Annotated in this window: 16 protein-coding genes; 9 read left to right on the plus strand and 7 right to left on the minus strand. The window is 70.9% G+C overall.

What is annotated here, in order from left to right:
• Positions 1–84: 84 nt before the first annotated feature.
• The 3 genes from ACFWJW_RS04975 (at position 85) to ACFWJW_RS04985 (ending at position 2,775) form a co-directional block, all read left to right on the plus strand.
• Positions 85–843, plus strand: coding sequence for an IclR family transcriptional regulator (locus ACFWJW_RS04975; RefSeq protein ID WP_387234976.1), 759 nt, complete (start codon positions 85–87; stop codon positions 841–843).
• A gap of 102 nt (positions 844–945) precedes the next feature.
• Positions 946–2,187, plus strand: coding sequence for a PP2C family protein-serine/threonine phosphatase (locus tag ACFWJW_RS04980; protein WP_387234979.1), 1,242 nt, complete (start codon positions 946–948; stop codon positions 2,185–2,187).
• A gap of 168 nt (positions 2,188–2,355) precedes the next feature.
• Positions 2,356–2,775: a PPOX class F420-dependent oxidoreductase gene (locus ACFWJW_RS04985; RefSeq protein WP_387234981.1), complete on the plus strand. Its 420-nt coding sequence runs from the start codon at positions 2,356–2,358 to the stop codon at positions 2,773–2,775.
• Positions 2,776–2,885: 110 nt separating this feature from the next.
• Here the strand turns inward: ACFWJW_RS04985 and ACFWJW_RS04990 are convergent, their stop codons facing one another.
• Entirely contained in the window at positions 2,886–3,773 is an 888-nt protein-coding gene (locus ACFWJW_RS04990; RefSeq protein ID WP_387234984.1) for a SigB/SigF/SigG family RNA polymerase sigma factor, read from the minus strand.
• A gap of 488 nt (positions 3,774–4,261) precedes the next feature.
• On the opposite strand from ACFWJW_RS04990, the gene ACFWJW_RS04995 reads away from it, so the two are divergent.
• Positions 4,262–5,155, plus strand: coding sequence for a virginiamycin B lyase (locus ACFWJW_RS04995; RefSeq protein ID WP_387234987.1), 894 nt, complete (start codon positions 4,262–4,264; stop codon positions 5,153–5,155).
• Here the strand turns inward: ACFWJW_RS04995 and ACFWJW_RS05000 are convergent.
• Positions 5,152–5,340, minus strand: coding sequence for a hypothetical protein (locus ACFWJW_RS05000; RefSeq protein WP_387234989.1), 189 nt, complete (start codon positions 5,338–5,340; stop codon positions 5,152–5,154). The genes ACFWJW_RS04995 and ACFWJW_RS05000 overlap by 4 nt on opposite strands.
• A 225-nt stretch (positions 5,341–5,565) precedes the next feature.
• Between ACFWJW_RS05000 and ACFWJW_RS05005 the strand changes: the two genes are divergently transcribed.
• From ACFWJW_RS05005 to ACFWJW_RS05015, 3 genes are all read left to right on the plus strand, one after another.
• The gene (locus tag ACFWJW_RS05005) at positions 5,566–6,855 is read left to right on the plus strand and encodes a PP2C family protein-serine/threonine phosphatase (RefSeq protein ID WP_387235130.1); all 1,290 of its coding nucleotides are present in this window, start codon (positions 5,566–5,568) and stop codon (positions 6,853–6,855) included.
• Positions 6,856–7,031: 176 nt separating this feature from the next.
• Complete coding sequence (locus ACFWJW_RS05010; RefSeq protein WP_387234992.1) at positions 7,032–7,874, plus strand: DUF1206 domain-containing protein; 843 nt, start codon at positions 7,032–7,034, stop codon at positions 7,872–7,874.
• Positions 7,875–7,991: 117 nt separating this feature from the next.
• Entirely contained in the window at positions 7,992–8,318 is a 327-nt protein-coding gene (locus tag ACFWJW_RS05015; protein ID WP_387234995.1) for a hypothetical protein, read from the plus strand.
• 125 nt (positions 8,319–8,443) lie between these two features.
• Here the strand turns inward: ACFWJW_RS05015 and ACFWJW_RS05020 are convergent, their stop codons facing one another.
• The 4 genes from ACFWJW_RS05020 to ACFWJW_RS05035 all read right to left on the minus strand — a co-directional run bounded on the left by ACFWJW_RS05020 (position 8,444) and on the right by ACFWJW_RS05035 (position 14,795).
• Positions 8,444–10,255 carry a M28 family peptidase gene (locus ACFWJW_RS05020; RefSeq protein WP_387235133.1) on the minus strand — a complete coding sequence of 604 codons (1,812 nt, stop codon included), beginning with the start codon at positions 10,253–10,255 and terminating at the stop codon, positions 8,444–8,446.
• A gap of 377 nt (positions 10,256–10,632) precedes the next feature.
• A complete protein-coding gene (locus ACFWJW_RS05025) occupies positions 10,633–12,162 on the minus strand; it encodes an aldehyde dehydrogenase family protein (RefSeq protein WP_387234998.1) in 1,530 nt (509 codons plus the stop codon).
• Between the two features lie 43 nt (positions 12,163–12,205).
• Positions 12,206–13,597: a 2-oxoadipate dioxygenase/decarboxylase family protein gene (locus ACFWJW_RS05030; protein ID WP_387235001.1), complete on the minus strand. Its 1,392-nt coding sequence runs from the start codon at positions 13,595–13,597 to the stop codon at positions 12,206–12,208.
• Positions 13,598–13,625: 28 nt separating this feature from the next.
• The gene (locus ACFWJW_RS05035) at positions 13,626–14,795 is read right to left on the minus strand and encodes an NAD(P)/FAD-dependent oxidoreductase (protein WP_387235004.1); all 1,170 of its coding nucleotides are present in this window, start codon (positions 14,793–14,795) and stop codon (positions 13,626–13,628) included.
• A gap of 180 nt (positions 14,796–14,975) precedes the next feature.
• Between ACFWJW_RS05035 and ACFWJW_RS05040 the strand changes: the two genes are divergently transcribed.
• The gene (locus ACFWJW_RS05040) at positions 14,976–15,890 is read left to right on the plus strand and encodes a LysR substrate-binding domain-containing protein (protein WP_387235006.1); all 915 of its coding nucleotides are present in this window, start codon (positions 14,976–14,978) and stop codon (positions 15,888–15,890) included.
• Positions 15,891–16,278: 388 nt separating this feature from the next.
• Positions 16,279–17,676, plus strand: a complete 1,398-nt coding sequence (locus ACFWJW_RS05045; RefSeq protein WP_387235009.1) for an amino acid permease — start codon at positions 16,279–16,281, stop codon at positions 17,674–17,676.
• Between the two features lie 79 nt (positions 17,677–17,755).
• Here the strand turns inward: ACFWJW_RS05045 and ACFWJW_RS05050 are convergent, their stop codons facing one another.
• Positions 17,756–18,670, minus strand: a complete 915-nt coding sequence (locus ACFWJW_RS05050) for a LysR family transcriptional regulator (RefSeq protein WP_387235012.1) — start codon at positions 18,668–18,670, stop codon at positions 17,756–17,758.
• Positions 18,671–18,803: the final 133 nt, after the last annotated feature.

Raw genomic sequence — 18,803 nt, forward strand, 5'->3', positions numbered from 1 at the left:
CGCGGTGCATACCGTCCGCGAACGAGGGTGATCTCCGGCGGGACGGCCCTTGCCCGGGTGGGGCGCCAGGGGCAGGCTGAACATATGGGCAACAGCGAGGGCCCCACCCTCATCACCTCCGTCCAGCGAGCCTTCCGGCTGATGGAGGCGGTCGGCGTGCACGAGGGCGGTGCGCCGGCGAAGCAGCTGGCACGGGAGACCGGGCTGCCCCTGGCCACCACGTACCACCTGCTGCGCACGCTGGCGCACGACGGATACCTCCGGAAGCTGGACGACGGCGGTTTTGTGCTGGGCGAGAAACTGACCACACTGCATGCCGGCGGACGGAGCCAGGCGTTGCTGAGCCGGGTCCGCCCCGCGCTCGCGGCGCTACGGGACGAGCTCTCGGCCGCCGCCTACCTGACCTTCTACGAGGACGGCGAGATCCGGGTCGCCGAGATCGTCGACGGTCCGCGGGCGCCGCGGGTGGACGTCTGGGTGGGCTTCGAGGACGCCGGGCACGCCACGGCGCTGGGCAAGTGTGTGCTGCGCGAGCTGGACGACGAGGCCCGCGACGACTACCTCGCACGGCATCCCCTTGCCGACCTCACCCCGCGCACCATCACCGGCCGCGCCGAACTCCTCCGACGGCTCGGCACCACACCCCTGACACCGGCGGTGACGGACATGGAGGAGTACGCCCTGGGGACGTTCTGTGTCGCGGTACCGGTATACAGCGGCGAGATACTCGGCTCCCTCGGTGTGTCCCTCCGGGCGGACCGGGTGGCCCGCATCGACGAGATCCGGAACCGGCTGATTTCGACCGCGGACCGCGTGACCAGGGGACTGTCGCTCACTATCTGAAATTCCGGTCCTTGCGGCCGCCGCTCCGGCACCCGTTTCCTAGATGAAACGGACATTTAGGTACGTAAGTGCCCTGAGCAGGGAAGCGAGCCGCGGACGAGGATGCGCCCAGCCCGAATCCACCACGATCACCAGCCGCAGTGGCAGCTTGCGCATCCGTTCTCCGCTCTGCGGAGGGCTGCCCGGCGCCCCGTCCCGCCGCGGGGCGAGGCACCGTCCGGCGGCGCGGGCGTCCGCCGGCACTTCGCCTCCGTAGTACCGGTTCTGATCATCGCGGCCGTCACGCTCCTCGCCCTGACGGGCGGCACCGGGATGAGCTGGCTGCCGCTGCTCGCCGTCGGTCCCGCACTGGCCGCCGCGACCAGCGGGCCGTGGGGGGTGCTCCGTATCGGTGCGCTGGCCGTGGGCCTGGGGGCGGCCATCGGGATCCATGCCGGGACGCCGGACCGTGAGCTGGCGATCGTGCTGACCACCCTGTCCGCCGTGACCCTCGCCAGCAGTCTGGCCGGTGCCCTGCGCAGGCGTCGGGAACAGGTGCTGGCCGCGGTCCGCTCGGTCGCCGAGGCCGCGCAGCACGCCTTCCTCAAGCCGGTCCCCGCGACCGTAGGGCCTTTCCAGGCGGCGGTCCGGTACAGCGCCGCCGCGGCCGAGGCACGGATCGGCGGGGACCTGTACGCACTGGTGCCCACCCCCTTCGGCATCCGGCTCATCGTCGGCGACGTCCGCGGCAAAGGACTGCCGGCGGTCGGCGTCGCCGCCCTCGTCCTGGGTGTGTTCCGGGAAGCCGCCTACGACGAACCGGATCTCCTCGATGTCGTCCACCGCATCGAACGGAGCCTGGCACGCAACCTCGGCCCGGACGACTTCGTCACCGCGGTGATCGCCGGCTACCCCGAAGCCGACCGGATGGAGCTGGTCAACTGCGGGCACGCCGCTCCGCTGCTGGTGCAGGGCTCGGGCGTGCTGCACGTGGAGCCTGCCCGGCCGACCCCACCGCTCGGATTGCGGGCCCTGGCCGACGAAACCCCGGTCCTCCAGGAAGTAGCGCTGGCGGACGGGAACCAGCTGCTCTTCTACACCGATGGCGTGACCGAGGCCCGCGACCACGAGCGGCAGTTCTACCCGCTCGGGGAGCGGCTGGCGGTGCATCTCTCGGACGAGCCGTCCCGCACGCTCGCCGCGCTCCATGAGGATCTGCTCACGCACGTGGGCGGGGAGCTCCACGACGACGCCGCGATGCTGCTGCTCCGGAAGCCGGCCGTCGCCCCGGTGGGACCGGGGGTATCGGATGCCATGGACGAGCCGGTCGAACGGTGCCCCTCCCGGCCGGTGGCCGCCGAATAGGACGCGGGCGTGGGGCGGGGTGGGCCGCGGTCGCCCTGTCGCCCCGTCGCCCCGTCGCCCCGTCGCCCCGGTCAGCAGGAAGGTGAGAGGTGGGCTGAGTACAGTCGTTGATGTCGGTCATGTCGGACGTCCCGACCGGCGGGCGGCACCGTAGTGGAGGGCACCTCAATGTCGAAACCACCGCTTCCCGAGGCGGCAGTCACCCTGTTGGCGAAGGCGAACCCGGCGGTCATCACGACGCTGCGTACGGACGGACAGCCGGTCTCCACGGCTACCTGGTACCTCTGGGACAACGGCCGGGTGCTGGTCAACATGGATGAGGGCCGCAAACGGCTGGCGCACCTCCGCAACGATCCCCGGGTCGCCCTCACCGTGCTGGACGACGGCAACTGGTACACCCACCTCAGCCTCATCGGCCACGTCGCGGAAATCCGCGCGGACGACACGTTCGCCGATATCGACCGACTGGCACAGCACTACCTCGGCAAGCCGTACCCGCAGCGGGACCGCGGTCGGGTCAGCGCCTGGATCGAGATCGACCGATGGCACGGCTGGGGCAGCTTGAAGGACAGCGACCAGGCCGGCTGACCACGGACGAGCGCGGCACCACGTGGGGTGGACCCGCACCCGGTCGGCGGCGGCCCTGACTGCCGGCCACTTCCTCGTCACGCCTCTGGGTCACCGTCACGGCGGGCGCTTCATCCCTCGGCGAGCAATCCCTCGCGCAGGGTGGTGCAGGCGCGGGTCAGCAGGCGCGAGACATGCATCTGGGAGAGGCCGAGCTCCTCGCCGATCTCGGCCTGCGTCATCTCCGCCCCGAAGCGCAGCTGGAGGAGGGTGCGGTCGCGGTCGTCGAGCTTGGCCAGGTGCGGCTTGAGTGCCTGGATGTCCTCGGCGAGACCGAGGGCGGGGTCCTCGGCGCCCATGAGGTCGGCGACGAGACCGGTCTGCTGCTTGCCGCCACCGCCGGCCTGGATGGGCCGGTCGATGGAGTCGCTGTCGTAGCCGTTGCAGGCCACCAGACCTTCCTCCACCTCGTTCTCGGGCATGCCGAGGTGGTCGGCGAGCTCCGCGACGGACGGCTCGTGGCTGCCCTCCCCCTCCAGCTCCTCCCGGGCCCGGGCGAGGTCGATCCGGAGCTCCTGGAGGCGCCGTGGCACCCGCACCGACCAGGTGGTGTCACGGAAGAACCGCTTGATCTCGCCCTGGATGTAGGGGACGGCCAGCGTGGTGAACTCCACGTCACGGGAGGGGTCATAGCGGTCGATCGCCTTGATCAGACCGATCGTCCCGACCTGGAGAACGTCCTCCATGGATTCCCTGCGGCTGGAGAAACGGCGGGCGACATAGCGCACCAGGGAGAGGTTCATCTCGATGAGGGTGTTCCGCACGTACTGGTACTCGGGCGTGCCCTCCTCCACCGTCTCCAGCCGCGCGAGGAAGAGCTTGGACAACTCCCGTGCGTCGGCAGGGGCGACGCGCTGCGGCGCCTCGATGTGCGGCAGCACCGTCGGAGCCGGGACGGCACACACCTTCGACGTGGTCTCCGGCTCCATTCCGGCCGCCATGGTGCTGTTGGTCCTCATGCTCTGGCTCCCGCCTTGTTGCTGAGCCCCCGTCGCACGATCCCCTACCCGACGCAGACACATGCATGTCCACTCGTTCCGGTGCGTTGGCCCGCGCGGGCGGTGGCGACGGGGAATTCCGGTGAATGCGGGCGGCGGGCACCGTTCCCTCGGCGGGCAACCAACTGACCGCGGTGTGCGTGTCGTTGGCGATTCCGGAGGCAGGCCGCGCTCCAGCGGAGAGTTGCGGGCGATCTCGGGCCCTCCAGCCGCTCCACCCGCTCCCTCGCTGACGCCACGCGGCGGAGACCTCGCCAAAAATTCTTGTTGCTTCCGCGGCGGCATCGTGACAGCATTCTTAATGCAACTGATGTAGCAGTAGCGACTCTGATCGGCCCCTGCCCCGACGCTGCCGCTCCCGCACGTACACCCGCTCCCCCAACCCCCGACCACGGCCCGGCACCCCGCACCCCGCACCCCGCACCCCGCTGAAAGGACCAGCCCCACCGATGACCCGACGTACCGCCTCGTTCCAGCAGATCCCCGTCTCCGACGCGGACGCGGGCCCGTACGCCCTCACCAGCGGGCCGGATGGCGCACTGTGGTGCACCTTGGTCCACGCGGGGCAGATCGCCCGCCTGACCCCGGACGGCCAACTCGACCACTACGCCCTCGACTCCGCGTCCTGCGGGCCGTCCGTCATCACCTCGGGCCCCGACGGCGCCTTGTGGTTCACCCGAAGCCGGGACCACCGGATCGGCAGGATCACCGTGGCCGGCGAGATGAGCTCATTCCCCCTCCCCACTCCGGGGGGTGGTCCCTTCGGCATGGCGTCCGCCCCCGATGGAGCTCTGTGGTTCACCCAGCTGCACGGCGACCGGATCGGCCGGATCACCACGGACGGCCGGGTGACGGAATTTCCGCTGCCGCTCAGCGGCGCGTTCCCCTCAGCCCTCACCGCCGGGCCGGATGATGCCCTGTGGTTCACCCTCAATCAAGCGCATGCGATCGGCCGCATCAGCTTCGACGGGGACATCACCCTCCACTCCCTCCCCACCGAGAACGCCGCGCCGGTCGGCATCACCTGTGGCGGGGACGGCGCACTCTGGTTCGTGGAGATAGGCGCCGGCCGGATCGGCCGGATCACCACCGACGGCCGAATCGACGAGTTTCCCCTCCCGGACCCTGCGTCCCGGCCCCATGCGATCGTCGCCGGACCGGCCGGTGAGTGCTGGTTCACCGAATGGGGAGCCAACCGCATCGGTTCCATCACCCCTGACGGCCGCATCGAGGAGTACGACCTGCCGATCGCCTCGTCCGAACCGCATGGACTGGCCTTCGGGCCGGACGGTGCCCTCTATGTGGCACTGGAGATCGGAGCGGTTGCCAGGCTGGCGCTCTAGGAGGGAGCGAGCGGCTCTCCTCTGGCTGTCCTCTGGCTGTGGCGACCGCAGAGCTGCGGACGGGCGACGGCATCGCGGGGCCCATAGCCCGGTCCGGGGTCGTGGTCATGGACGTGGTCGTGGCCATGGACGTGGTGGTGGTCGTGGTCGAGGTCGAGGTCGAGCGACGCATCGTTTCCGGTCACTCAGCGCCCACCGTCCGCAACCCGGAGGTGTCGCTTCGGTGCCGTACCGCGGCGTCGGTGTCGGCGAGCTCCGTCCAGGTGTCACCATCGACAGCACAGGCATCGCCGCCGGCCGCAGGGACAGCCGGGGATGCCGCGAGAGCGACAGCCCACGGGCCGGACGGCTCAGCGGGCCGATGCCCGAGGAAAGGTGCCTCCATGAGCAGTCCTGCCGCCCGTGGGCGGATGCTGGGTGACATCATCGCCGCGAGCCATGTGGTGACCATGGACCAGATCCCGGACCTGGTCGCCAAGCACGCGGCCAAGGTCGGCTGGCTGGACGTGCAGATCTACCTCGCCGATCTCCAGCAGGTCATTCTGTGCCGGCTCGGCGGGCAGGCGTGCGGTTCCGGAGAGGAGACTGAGCCGGCGGCGGATGTGGTGCGGGTGGAAGGCACGCTCGCCGGCCGGGCGTTCCAGACCGGGGCCATCGTCGCGGGCAGCACCTCCGAGGCGGGCCGGTGGTGGGTGCCGATGCTGGACGGCACCGAACGGCTGGGAGTGCTGCGCGCCACCGCCGCCCCGGGCTCGGAGATGGATGCCCAAGCGGCCCAGGACCTGCGCAACCTCGGCGGGCTGGTCGCCTTGATGATGGTCAGCAAGAGAGGGGGGAGCGATACCTACGCCCGGCTGGTACGACGCCGCAGGATGAATGTGGCAGCGGAGATGGAGTGGCGTGTCATGCCGCCCCGGACCTTCGCCACCGACCGGGTGCTGATCAGCGCGGTGATGGAGCCCGCCTATGAGGTCAGCGGCGATGTGTTCGACTACGCCGTCGCCGAGGAGACCGTACACCTGGCGCTCTTCGACGCCATGGGCCATGACACGGCCGCCGGGCTGACCGCGAACCTCGCGCTCGCCGCCAGCCGAAACCACCGCCGGCAGGACTGCGGCATCCTGGAGATCGCCGAAGCGGTGGAACGGGCCCTCGTGGCGCAGTTCAGCTCGAACCGCTTCGCCACCGGCATCCTCGCCGAGCTGAACGCCGGCACCGGAGCACTGACCTGGACCAGCCTCGGACACCCACCGCCGGTCATCATCCGCAAGGGGCGTACGGCCATGACCCTGTCCTGCTCGCCCGCCCCTCCCATGGGCACCGACCTGGGCGTGCCGCCCACACTCCACCGGGACCAACTGGAGCCCGGTGACCGGCTGTTGCTCTATACCGACGGCATCACCGAGGCACGTGATCACAAGGGAGAAGAATTCGGCCTGGAGAGCTTCTCCGACTTCCTCATCCAGCACCATGCCGACGGTCTGCCCGTACCCGAGACGCTGCGCCGGCTGATCCGGCGTCATCTCGCCTACCACGACGGACGGCTCGAGGACGACGCCACCGTGCTGCTGCTGGAGTGGAGCGGCCCCACCCCGTACCGCCCCGCCCGCGTCGAAGCCCTCGCCGGTCTCCCCGAGCACACCACCCCCGCCACCGCCCTGCCCACCCCGTGGACCACGCCCGGCACGGACGCCCCGTGACGCGGTCCGCGCCGGGGGCGCCGTCGCGGCAGAGCGGGACGACGCTGGCGTACGCGGACCGGCTTCGGACGGCATACGCGGACCGGCTGCGGCCGGCGGGCCCGGTGGTTTCCGTTCTGCGGCCAGGGGCAAACGGAGTGCACCCAACGGCTGGGTCACGCCTCTGGAGGCCACATATGCACCCCACCACCGCGGTACCCCCTCTCGGACGAGGTACGGCCCACCGCGCGGCGCGCAGCTCCGCGGTCCGCGTCGCGGCACGTGGTGGTTTCGTGGCACGGGGCGTGATCTACCTCCTGGTGGGGGTGCTGGCCCTGCGGATCGCGTTCGGTGACTCCGGTGAGCAGGCCGATCGGGGCGGGGCGCTGGCAGAGCTCGCCGCCCGGCCGTTCGGCAACGTGATGATCTGGGCGCTCGGTCTGGGCCTGGCGGGGATGGCGCTGTGGCGCCTGTCCGAGGCGGGGTTCGGCGCGGCCGGGCCCGACGGGCACAAGGCCGGTACCCGACTGCTGTCGTTCGCCCGCTTCGTGTTCTATGCCGTGGTGTCGTTCTCCGTCGTGTCCTTCGCGGCAGGTGAGAAGGGCAGTGGAAGCGGGGCGAGCGACCAGCAGTCCCGGGATGCCACGGCCCAGGCGCTGGGCCTGCCCGGTGGCCCCTGGCTGGTGGCCGCCGCGGGCGTGGGCATAGCCGTCGCCGGGGTCTGGATCGCGGTGCGCGCGGCCCTCCGCTCGTTCCACGAACATCTCGACCGGAGCGGAATGTCGCCACGGCTCCGGCGCGGGGTCGATGTGCTCGGCATATCCGGCGGGCTCGCCCGCGGTGGGGTGTTCGCGGCCGCCGGGGTGTTCGTCGTCAGGGCCGCGGTGACCTACGACCCCGACCGGGCCAAGGGCATGGATGACACCCTCCGCTCCTTCGCGGACACTTCGGCCGGTCCCTGGCTGCTCGCCGCGATCGCCGCGGGCCTCGCCCTGTTCGGCCTCTTCTCGTTCGTCATGGCCCGGTGGCGCAACGTCTGACCGCGCCACCCCAGGCCACGCCGCATGAGCGGCCTCCCTCGCGCGTCACCCCACGCCCACCGGAAGCCGCACCGCACGCCGACCACTCCCCTGCCTCATGACAGGAGTTCCTCTCGCATGACCGAGACCCATCAGAACGCCCGGACGGTACGAGCGGTGTTCCGCGCCGAGGCTTTCGTCCGGAACGGTCGCTGGCACCTCGAAATCGCCAGCCTCGACCGCGAGCCCGAGACCGGCGACACCGAGGCCCTGCTCGTCACCCTGTGGCCCGTCGAGGACACCCCCGACGGCAGCGGCTTCCCCGCCGTCCCGCTCGGCGAGCAACTGCACGAGAACGGCTTCGCCCTCGCCGACCCGGACCACGGCATCGGCGGCTGGACACCCACCGGCGACCGGGGCCACTACAGCGCGGCGTGCTACCCGACGGGCGAAACGACGGTCTGACGCCCCCGGCACCGGGACGCCCCCGGCACCGGAGGGGCGAGGCACTCCAGCCCTCGCCCCTCCGATGCCGTCGGAGCAGCCGGGATCGGCCGGGATCGGCCAAGCTCAGCCGGGATCGGCCGGGATCAGCCGGTCTGGAGCGCCACGTCGTCGACGACGAAGCTGCTCTGGAGACTGGCGTCTTCGGTGGCGGTGAAGGTCAGCGTGATGCGTTGTCCGACGTAGCGGCTCAGGTCCAGGGTGCGCTGGGTGTAGCCACTGGCGGCGTCGGTGTTGGAGAGGGTCGTCAGGGTGGTGCTGCCCACCTTGACCTTGAAGGTGTCGTAGGCGACGCGGTCGGTCTCATCGGTGTCGATGTGCAGCCAGTAGGTCAAGGTGGCCTTGGCGCATCCGGCGGGCACGGTCACCGCCTGGCTGAGAGTGTCGGTGGTGGAGGAGCCGTAGCCGCCGAGCCAGGCGAATCTGCTGCCGCTGTGGGCGGCCTGACCGGCGTGGGCGCCGATCGTCCCGGTGTCACCCGTCCAGGGTGTGGTGCCGCTCTCGAATCCGCCGTTGGTGAGGAGCTGTTGGGCGGTGCAGCCGCCGCTTCCCCGGACGGTCAGGGTGTAGGTCGTGGTGTGGGTGACGGACCCGGTACCGGTGATCGTGAGGGGGTAGGTGCCCGGTGCGGTGGCCGAGGTCGTGGCGACGGTCATGGCCGAGCTGCCGCCGGAGGTCACCGAGGCGGGGTTGAAGGAGACGGTCACCCCGGCCGGAGCGCCGGTGGCCGACAGCTGCACCGTCTGGGCGGATCCGCTGGTGGTGGCCGTGGAGACGGTGCTGGTGGCCGAGGCGCCCGGGTCGACGCTGCCGGTGGCCGGGCTGGTGGCCAGGGAGAAGTCGTTCGCCGGGGTGGAGTTGGTGACGGCGAGCTTCCACAGGGTGTAGGCGATGCCGTCGACGCTGCGGTTCAGTCCCGTGGCGTTGATGTTGCCGGTGGTGTCGCAGGACTGGTGGTAGCAGGGGTCGTAGGCCCGGCTGGCGGTGCCGCCCCACTTGGCCGCCTGCGCCGAGGTCTTCCTGGCACTGGCCCCCATCGCGTATCCGGAGGTCGGGATGCCGGCCTGCTCGAAGGAGTAGTCGTCGGAGCGCCCGGCGCCCTCGGTGTTCTCCTCGGGCTGGAGGCTGAGGGAGTCCCAGTACGCCTTCATCGGCTGGGCGGCGGTGGAGTTGACGTGGTTGATGAAGTAGCCGCCGTTGGTCGAGGCGATCATGTCGAAGTTGTAGTACGCCTTGATCTTTGACCGCTCGGCGGTGGAGAGCGAACCGACGTAGAAGTCGGAGCCGTTGAGGCCCTGTTCCTCGTCGGTCCACCAGCCGAAGCGGACCCGGGCGGCCATGGCGGGGTGCTGTTCCGCGAGGGTCAGTGCCGTCTCCAGCAGCGCGGCCGAGCCGGAGCCGTTGTCGTTGATGCCCGGACCGGCGCCGACGCTGTCGAGGTGGGAGCCGAACATATACACCTTGGTGGCGTCGCCCTGCGGCCATTCGGCGATCAGGTTGGGTCCGGCTCCACTGGCGCAGCCGGAGGTGCAGGGCTGTTCGGTGACGGTGTAGCCGGCCGCCTGGAGCTTGTTCTTGACGTAGGCGACGGAGTCCCGGTAGCCCTGTCCGCTGGACTTGCGGTTGCCGCCGTTGCGGGTGGCGATGGCGTTCAGTTCGGTGAGATGTGCCTGGACCTTGGTCACGTCGATGTCCGGGGCATCGGCGGCCGAAGTGCGGTCGGCGACGGGGCCGTTGGCCGCGGTGGCGGGAGCGCTGCGTGCGGTCTGACCGGTGGTTATCGCGGAGTGTGGCGGGTGGGTCCGGGGGGTCGCCGCGGCCGTGGGGGCCACGGCCAGTGCGGCCGCTCCGATGGTGGCGGCGAGGGATACCCCGGCCACCGCGAATCTTCGAAACACCATGACTCCTTGAGGGGGTAGGGAGTGCTACCGACGGAGGTTCTGGTGGAGCGCCGGGCCGTGGCAGCGCCTTGTCGTCCGGCCGGCTGCGACGAGGTGGGGCTCGTGCGCGGCAGGAGAAGGCATGTCCATGACCCAAGCCGCCGTACCATCACACCGCGACCCTCATGGCGTCAACGGATGTCCCCGCGTGGAGCGAGGTTTGTCGAAAAACGGCAGATGATGCCCGATATCCGGGCACCTACTGGTGCTTGTGACTGCTGCCGGATCCGGCTCCGAGCCCTCCGCGACATGACGAACCCCCGCCGCGGCTGGGGAGCCAGGGCGGGGGCACGGGTTCCGCTCACGCGGGTGACGGTCCGTCAAGCAGTCGTGGCCTAAAGGAAGCTGACGTTCTGGGCGAGGGCGAGCCGGCTGGAGTAGTTGATGGTGTTGGTGGCGGAGCGCATGTACGCGCGCCAGGCGTCGGAACCGGACTCGCGGCCGCCGCCGGTCTCCTTCTCGCCACCGAAGGCGCCGCCGATCTCGGCTCCGGAGGTACCGATGTTGACGTTGGCGATACCGCAGTCGGAGCCCTCCGCCGACAGGAAGAGCTCGGCCTCCTGCTGGTCACGGGTGAAGATGCTGGACGAGAGGCCCTGCGGGACATCGTTGTGCAGCGCGATGGCCTCCTCCAGGGTCTCGTAGGTCTGGACGTACAGGATGGGCGCGAAGGTCTCCTCGCGGACCACGTCGGTCTGTGCGTCGACGCGGACGATGACCGGCTCGACGTAACTGGCCCGGGGTGCGGCGTCGGTGAGGCGCCGGTTGCCGCCGGCCAGGATCTTGCCGCCCTCCGCCTGTGCGCGGACGAGGGCGTCCTGCATGGTGTCCAGCGCCTGCGGGGTGATGAGCGGCCCGACGAGGGTGGTCTCGTCGAAGGGGTCGCCGATGGGGAGCTTCTGGTAGGCGGCGGTCAGCCGGGCGATGAGGGTGTCGGCGATGTCCTGGTGGACGATGAGACGGCGCAGGGTGGTGCAGCGCTGCCCCGCGGTGCCGGCCGCGGCGAAGACGATGCCCTGGACGGCGAGGTCCAGGTCGGCGGAGGGGGCGACGACGGCGGCGTTGTTCCCGCCGAGCTCCAGCAGGCTGCGGCCGAAGCGGGCCGCGACGCGGGGGCCGACCTCGCGCCCCATACGGGTCGAGCCGGTGGCGCTGACCAGCGCGACCCGGGGATCGTCGACGAGCTTTTCCCCGACGGTGCGGTCACCCAGCAGCAGGCGGTGCACGTCACGCGGCGCACCGACCTCCTCGGCGGCCCGGTCCAGCAGCCGGGTGCAGGCGAGCGAGATCAGCGAGGTGAGCTCGGAGGGCTTCCAGATCACGGTGTCGCCGCAGGCCAGAGCGACGGCGGTGTTCCATGACCAGACGGCCGCGGGGAAGTTGAACGCCGAGATCACCCCGACCACACCGAGCGGGTGCCAGGTTTCGGCGAGACGGTGGCCGGGGCGCTCGGAGGCGATCGTCCGGCCGTAGAGCTGGCGGGACAGACCTACGGCGAAGTCGCAGATGTCGATCATTTCCTGGACCTCGCCGAGCGCCTCGGAGCGGATCTTGCCCGCCTCGATGGTGATGAGGTCGCCCAGGTCGTTCTTGTGCTCCCGCAGCAACTCCCCCAGGCGGCGGACGAGCTCGCCGCGGCGGGGCGCCGGGGTGGTGCGCCAGGTGAGGAATGCTTCGCGGGAGGCGGCGAGCGCTTCCTCGGTGTCGGCGGCGGTGGCGGCACGCAGGCCGAAGAGGTCCTCACCGGTGATCGGGCTGCGGGCGTGGAAGTCGCCGCCTTCCTCGACGGTGACGCCGACGCGGGCGAGGGCGGCGCGGGCGCGGGTGCGCAGGTCCTCGGTGGTGGGGAGGGCGGTGGCGGTCATGATGCTCCTTGGGTGGGGAGGGGTGGGTGACGGATCGGCCGGGTCAGCCGGGAAGACCGTCCAGGGCGAGTTCTCGGGCGACCTGGGCGAGGGAGCGGTTCTGCTGCTCCTCGTAGAGGTCGAAGGGGTCCAGGACCTCGCGTCCGATCGCGCCGGAGAGCCAGGCGCTGTCGTAGGCGATGCCGGTGCGGTCGTTGTTCCTGGCGCCTTCGTCGCTGAGGTTGGACTGGAAGATTCCTGCTGCGGAGCGTGGCAGGAAGTCCTCGTAGACGATCGGTTCGGCCCGGACCCAGCCCTGTTCCAGCAGCTCGTCGAAGCCCGCGGGCGGGCGGCTGCCGTCCGCCGGCCGGCCGGGCACGACGTGATAGGTGAAGTGCGCCAGGCCCTGGGCGGCGAGGGCGTGTTCGGTGGCGGGGAGTTCCGCCGTCCACAGGGCGCGGGCGATCTCGGCCCGGTCGGTCTGCGGCTCACGGGCGGCCAGTTCGTCGGCGCGGGCGAGCAGCGCGTCGTAACGGGCCCGGCCCTGGCGGGTGAGGGCGATGCCGCGGGCCTCGACCTCGCCGAAGCGCACCCGCAGGGCACCGCTGATCACCTCGCCGTCCGGGGTGCGCATCGCACGGGGCTCGGCGAGGGCACGGAAGGACGTCTGCCGCAGCAGGACATCGGGGCCCGGCCACCGGGGCGGCCCCTGGATGGCGTCGATCATTTCGATGCCGCGCTCGGTCATCCGCCGGTAGAGCGCGTCGATATCGAGGACCCGGGGCGTGAGGTGGTTGATGTGGGTGCTGCGTACGCCGCCGATGTCCGCGGCGACCGCGGAGACCTTCTCCAGGGTTTCGTACCATGCCTTGTCGACCGGTTCCGGGGACAGTTCGAAGACCTGCACGGCGAGGTGGAGGAACCGTTCGGCGTCCGTGTCGGACAGTTCTCCGGCGGCTTCCGCGCGGTCGGCGAGAGCCAGCAGCTCCGGGGAGAACAGCTGCCGGCCGGCGAGGAAGTTGTCCAGGCGGGAACGCAGTTCGGGGTCGAAGAACCGGGGGTCCGCCGGGGTGAGCAGCGAGGTGAAGACGCGGAACGGATTCCGGGCCAGCTCCTCGCCGTCGACGGGGCGGAAGGCGGTCGAGACGACGGGGACCGCGCTGGCGGCGGCCTCCCGCAGGTCGTAGAAGCCGACCGGGTGCATGCCCAGCGCGCCGAAGACGCGGGCGACCTGTCCGAGTTCCTCGGGGGTGCCGACCCGGATGGCGCCGTGCCGTTCGGCGGTCACCCGGCCGATCGATCCCAGGCGTTCGGCATCGGCGCCCCGCTCACGCAGCACCTCCTCGTTGACCTCGCGCGAGACGTCCACGAGCGTCGAGTAGGCGGGCACCTCCCGCCCGTACATGTCGGAGAGCCGCCGGGCGAAGGCGGCGCGCAGTTGCCACTGGCTGAACATCGACAGGTCTGCCTTTCGTCGGGGGAACTCACACCACGTGTGCTTCGGGGCGGGTTTCGGCGCCGGTCGTGAACCGGTCGGCGCTGAGCGGGGTGACGTCCACGAACGGTGTGCGGCCGAGGTGGAGATCGCGCATGATCTCGCCGACCGCGGGGGCCTGGAGGAAGCCATGACCGGAGAACCCGGTGGCGTACAGGAAGTTGGGCAGCGTGCCGGAGCGTCCGATCAGCGCGTTGTGGTCCGGGGTGACCTCGTACAGTCCGGCCCAGCCGTCGCGGGTCTCCATGTCCGCGAGGGCGGGGGCCCGGCGCCGTGCGGCGGCGCGGAAGAGCCGGAGCCAGTCCGGTGTCCAGGTGGTGTCGAAGCCGTCGGCCTGCTCGGGGTCGGCGAGGCCGAAGAGCAGGCCGTCGTCGCTGTTGTGGAAGTAGGCCGTGGAGGCGAAGTCGATGGTGAAGGGGATGCGCGGGGCGGGCGGTGCGAGCGGCGCCGTGAAGGCGAGCTGGCGGCGCACCGGGCGCACCGGGAGGTGGACGCCCGCCATCGCACCGATCCGTGCGGACCAGGCGCCCGCGGCGCAGATGACCGTGGCGCAGGAGATCCGGCCGTGGTCGGTGTGCACGGCGGTGACCCGGTCGCCGGTGGTGTCGAGGCCGGTGACGGCGGTGTGCGGGGCGAAGACCACCCCCGCCCGTGCGGCGGCGCGCGCATAGCCCCGGACCGCGAGTCCGGGCCGGGCGTGGCCGTCGGTCGGTGAGTAGGCGGCGGCCACCAGCCCGTCGGTGCTGAGGTAGGGGCACAGTTGCCGTGCCTCGCGGGGGCCGATCATGCGGCTGGGGACGCCGAGGCTGTTCTGGAGGCGGACGCCGGTCTCGAAATCCGCGGCCTGCTGCTCGCTGGTGAGCAGGAAGAGGTAGCCGACGCTGTCCAGCCGGATGTCGGCGCCGGGCCGCTGCGGGAAGTCCTGCCAGGCGCGCAGACTCCGGCTGCCCAGGGCGATGTTGAGTGGGTCGGAGAACTGCGCCCGTACGCCGCCGATCGGCTTGCCCGAGCTGCCGCTGCCCAGCTCACCGCGTTCGACGACGACGATGTCGGGGACCCCGGCCTCGGCCAGATGGAACGCGATGCTGGTGCCCATCACACCGCCGCCGACGATCACCACGTCGGCCGTGGGCGGGACGGTGCGGGAGGTGGATGACATGGACAAGAGGCCGATCCCTTCCAGAGGCCCGGCCCGGTGCGGGGGCGTCCGTCCGGCACGTGGGCTGGGCTGTCAATGCATGGCGAGGACTGCTGATCAGCTAGCTGCCCGCCATCGTGCAGCACCCCAACCGTTGACGTCTACGAACAGTTACTGCGTCCGATCTATTACGATCTCTATATGGACTGGACGAGTGCCCAGCTGCGGTCGCTGGTGGAATTGACCAGGCGCGGCACGATCACCGCGGCGGCCCAGGCCCTTGGATACACGCCCGGCGGGGTCTCCCAGCAGATCGCCGCGCTGGAGAAGGCCGCGGGCATGGAGCTGCTGCGGCGGGTCGGGCGGCGGGTGGAGCTGACCGATGCCGGCCGGACGCTGTCCCGCCACGCGGAGCGGATCCTGTCCACGGAGGCGGAAGCCGTCGAGGCCCTGGAGCGCACCCGGCACGAGATCTCCGGCGTCCTCCAGGTGGGGCTGTTCGCCACGGCGGCCGCCGAACTGCTGCCGCCGGCGCTCCAGGAGGTCCGGCGGGCGCATCCCGCGCTGACGGTGCAGAGCCGCGATATGGATGTGGACGAGGTGTATGACGCCGTGGCGTCCGGCGCGGTGGACCTGGCGCTCGGTCTCGACTACCCGGACGTGCCGATTCCGCGCGAGCCCGCCCTGCGGGTGCGGCGGCTGTACCGCGAGCGGTTCGCGCTGGCGGTTCCGGCCGGATCGATGGCGGGACGCGAGGCGATCGGCCTGGCGGAGACCCAGGAGCTGGGCTGGATCCTGCCGTCGGCGGACAGCTACTACGGACGGGCGGTGCGCACCGCCTGCCGACGGGCGGGTGTCGAACCGCGGGTGCAGCACGAGGTGACCGATACCGCGGCCACGCTGGCGCTCGTCGAGGCGGGCATCGGAGTGAGCACGGTGACGGATCTGATGCTCGGCCTGCGGGCGTCCCGCCTGGACGTGGTGCGGCTGCGGGAGCGGATCGAGCGGCACATCGTGGTGATCTTCCGTTCCTCCGTCGAGCACCGACCCACGGTGACGGCGCTGGTCGATGTCCTGCGGGCGGTGTCCGGGGCCCGCAGCGCGCCCTCCGGCTGAGGGCCGTCCCGCGGATCAGGGCCGGCCCACGCAGCCGCCCAACGCCCCGGATTCCGGGACGAGTTTACCTTCCCCAGGGAACAAGATGCTGCGTACACCAGAGCCCGAGGGCCTCGCCCTCTGACGCGGCTGCGCCAGTTTTCCTTGCGCTCAGCACCGCAAGTTGTCGCCCTGCGGTGTCTTTTGCCGGGGGACATCGTGAGTGATGGTTTCAGGCCAGTGGTGACCCACGCCACGACGGTGGCCCGTCGTGCTGCCGGTGCCTGACAGGGAGCGATCGATGTCCCCTCATCACACCCCGAAATCCACCCTCCCCGCGCTGCTGGGAAGAGGCCCCAAGGGGGTATTCAGGCGAACACTTCCCCATGAACAGCCCACCGGTGCGCGGATGGTGCGCACGCTGGGCCTGACCCAGCTGACGATGATCGGCATCGGTGCCATCATCGGGGCCGGCATCTTCAGTCTGGCCGCGGCCGTCGCCCGGGATGTCGCCGGTCCCGCCGTCCTGATCTCGTTCCTGGTGGCCGGAGCCGCCTCGCTCTGCGCGGCCTTCGCCTACGCCGAGTTCGCCGGCATGGTGCCGAAGGCCGGCTCGTCCTACACCTACTGTGCCGCGGTGCTCGGGGAGCTCGTGGGCTGGATCGTCGGCTGGGATCTGCTCCTGGAGTACACCGCCATCGTCGCCGTCGTGGCGATCGGGATGTCGGGCTATCTGGGCTTCCTGCTGGAGGCCGTCGGTATCCATCTGCCGGCCTGGGCCCTGGGTGCTCCCGGCACCGGGGCCGGGCACAAGATCGACCTGCTCGCGGTGGCGATCTGCCTCGGCGTGGCCTGGCTGCTGACGCGTGGAACCCGCACCTCGGCCCGGGTGGAGACGGTGCTGACCATCGTCAAGATCGCGATCGTGCTGCTGGTGATCGTGGTCGGCTTCACCAAGGTCGACAGCGGCAATCTCCAGCCCTTCGCGCCGTTCGGTCTCGGCGGGGCGTTCACCGGGGCGGCGACCGTCTTCTTCGCGGTCTTCGGCTATGACGCACTGAGTACGGCCGCGGAGGAGTCGCTGGAGGCCCGGCGCAAGCTGCCGAAGGCGATGATGCTGTCGCTGGCGGTCTCCATGGTGCTGTACGTGCTGGTCTGCGTGGTGCTCACCGGTATGCAGCACTACAGCGAGATCAATCCGAAGAGCGGTATCTCCAGCGCGTTCCAGAGCGTGGGGCTGAGCGGACTGGCCAATGTGATCGCCGTCGGTGCGGTCATCGGCATCGTCACCGTGACCTTCTCGTTCATGATGGGCGCCTCCCGGCTCTGGTACGCCCTCAGCCGCGACGGCCTGATGCCCGCCTGGTTCGGTGCCATCCACCCCAAGCGCAAGGTTCCGCACCGCGCCACCTGGCTGATCGGTGGGGTGGCCGCCGTGCTGGCGGGGGTTCTGCCCATCAACGCCGTCGCCGAACTCACCAATATCGGCGTGCTGCTGGCGTTCGTGGTGGTGTCCGCCTCCGTGTTGCTGCTGCGCTACAAGAAGCCGCACCTCAAGCGGGGTTTCCGGTGTCCGGGCATGCCGGTGGTGCCCGTCCTCGGCATCGTCTTCTCCGTCTGGCTGATGTCGTTCCTCCAGTGGGAGACCTGGGTGCGGCTCGGCTGCTGGCTGGTCGTCGGTCTGGTCATCTACGCCGCGTACGGCTACCGGCACACCCGCCAGGTCATGCCGGGCGGCTCGGTGGATCTCGACACCCTGGACGACCTGTCCGAATCCGACGAGGCCGAGCCCACGCCCGTTCCGTGACGGGCGGTCGGCCACCTCTGCCGGCGCTCCGTCCCTCCCTCCTCCCCGGGAGGGACGGAGCCCGCCTCCGCCGTCACCGTCAGGCGTCCTCCGCCGGATGCAGATACGGCTCACCGGACGGCACCGCGCGGCGCAGACAGCTCAGCACGGCGGGGAGCAGCGGATTGCTGTTCTCACTGCGGTGCAGCGCCATCACCTGACGGTGCGCGGAGCGCTGGGTGAGCCGGGTGGCTTCGACCCCGTCGCTGGGCAGATGCCCGAGTGCCGGGACCACCGCCACGCCGAGACCGGCCGAGACCAGCTCCCGCACCACGGCGTAGTTGTTGCTGCGGAAGGCGACGGCGGCGTCGAAGCCCGCGGCCGCGCAGAGCCGGAGGAAGGACCGGGCCCCGGCGGTGTCCTCCCGGCTGGTGATCCAGCGGGCCCGGGACAGCTGGGACAGCTGCGCGCTCAGGCCGCTGTTCCGGGCCCTGAGCAGGATGAGGTCCTCCCGGAGCAGGTGATGGCGGGTCAGGCCGGCGGGCCACTGGCGGGGGCTGAGTCCGTACTCGTAGACCAGCGCGACGTCCAGGTCACCCTGGCTGAGCGCGGCGAGGAGCTCGTCGGGTTCGGCCTCCTCCAGCTGGATCCGCGCGCGTGGATGGGTCTCGACGAGGGCGGACAGCGCCGAGGGCACCAGCCGGACATCGGCCGTGGGGAAACTGCCCAGCCGCAGCCGGCCGGTGGCGCCGGTGGCGAGTTCCTGCACCTGGTGGTCGAGATCGTCCATGGCGGCCAACACATGGGTGCTGAGATCGACCAGCCGGTGGGCGGCGGCGGTGGGGCGGATACCGTGCGCCTCCCGCTCGAAGAGCACCAGCCCGGACTCCTTCTCCAGGGCGGAGATCTGCTGCGAGATGGCGGACGCGGTGTAGCCGAGATCGCGGGCCGCGAGCGCGAACGACTCGCTGCGGACGACGGCCTTCAGCGTGAGCAGATGCAGTGGCTTCAGCACGGCGGACTCCCGGGAACGACGGGGGCGAGCATAAGCATTGCTCGCCCTCAAGCGTCAATACTTTCGGCCTGCTGGGCCTTGTCCCTGTTCCCTCCGGCCCACATCGTGGTTGCACCAGGCCGAACGTGACCGG

The sequence above is a fragment of the Streptomyces sp. NPDC127097 genome, from assembly GCF_042724075.1.
In the GTDB taxonomy this organism is placed as follows: domain Bacteria; phylum Actinomycetota; class Actinomycetes; order Streptomycetales; family Streptomycetaceae; genus Streptomyces.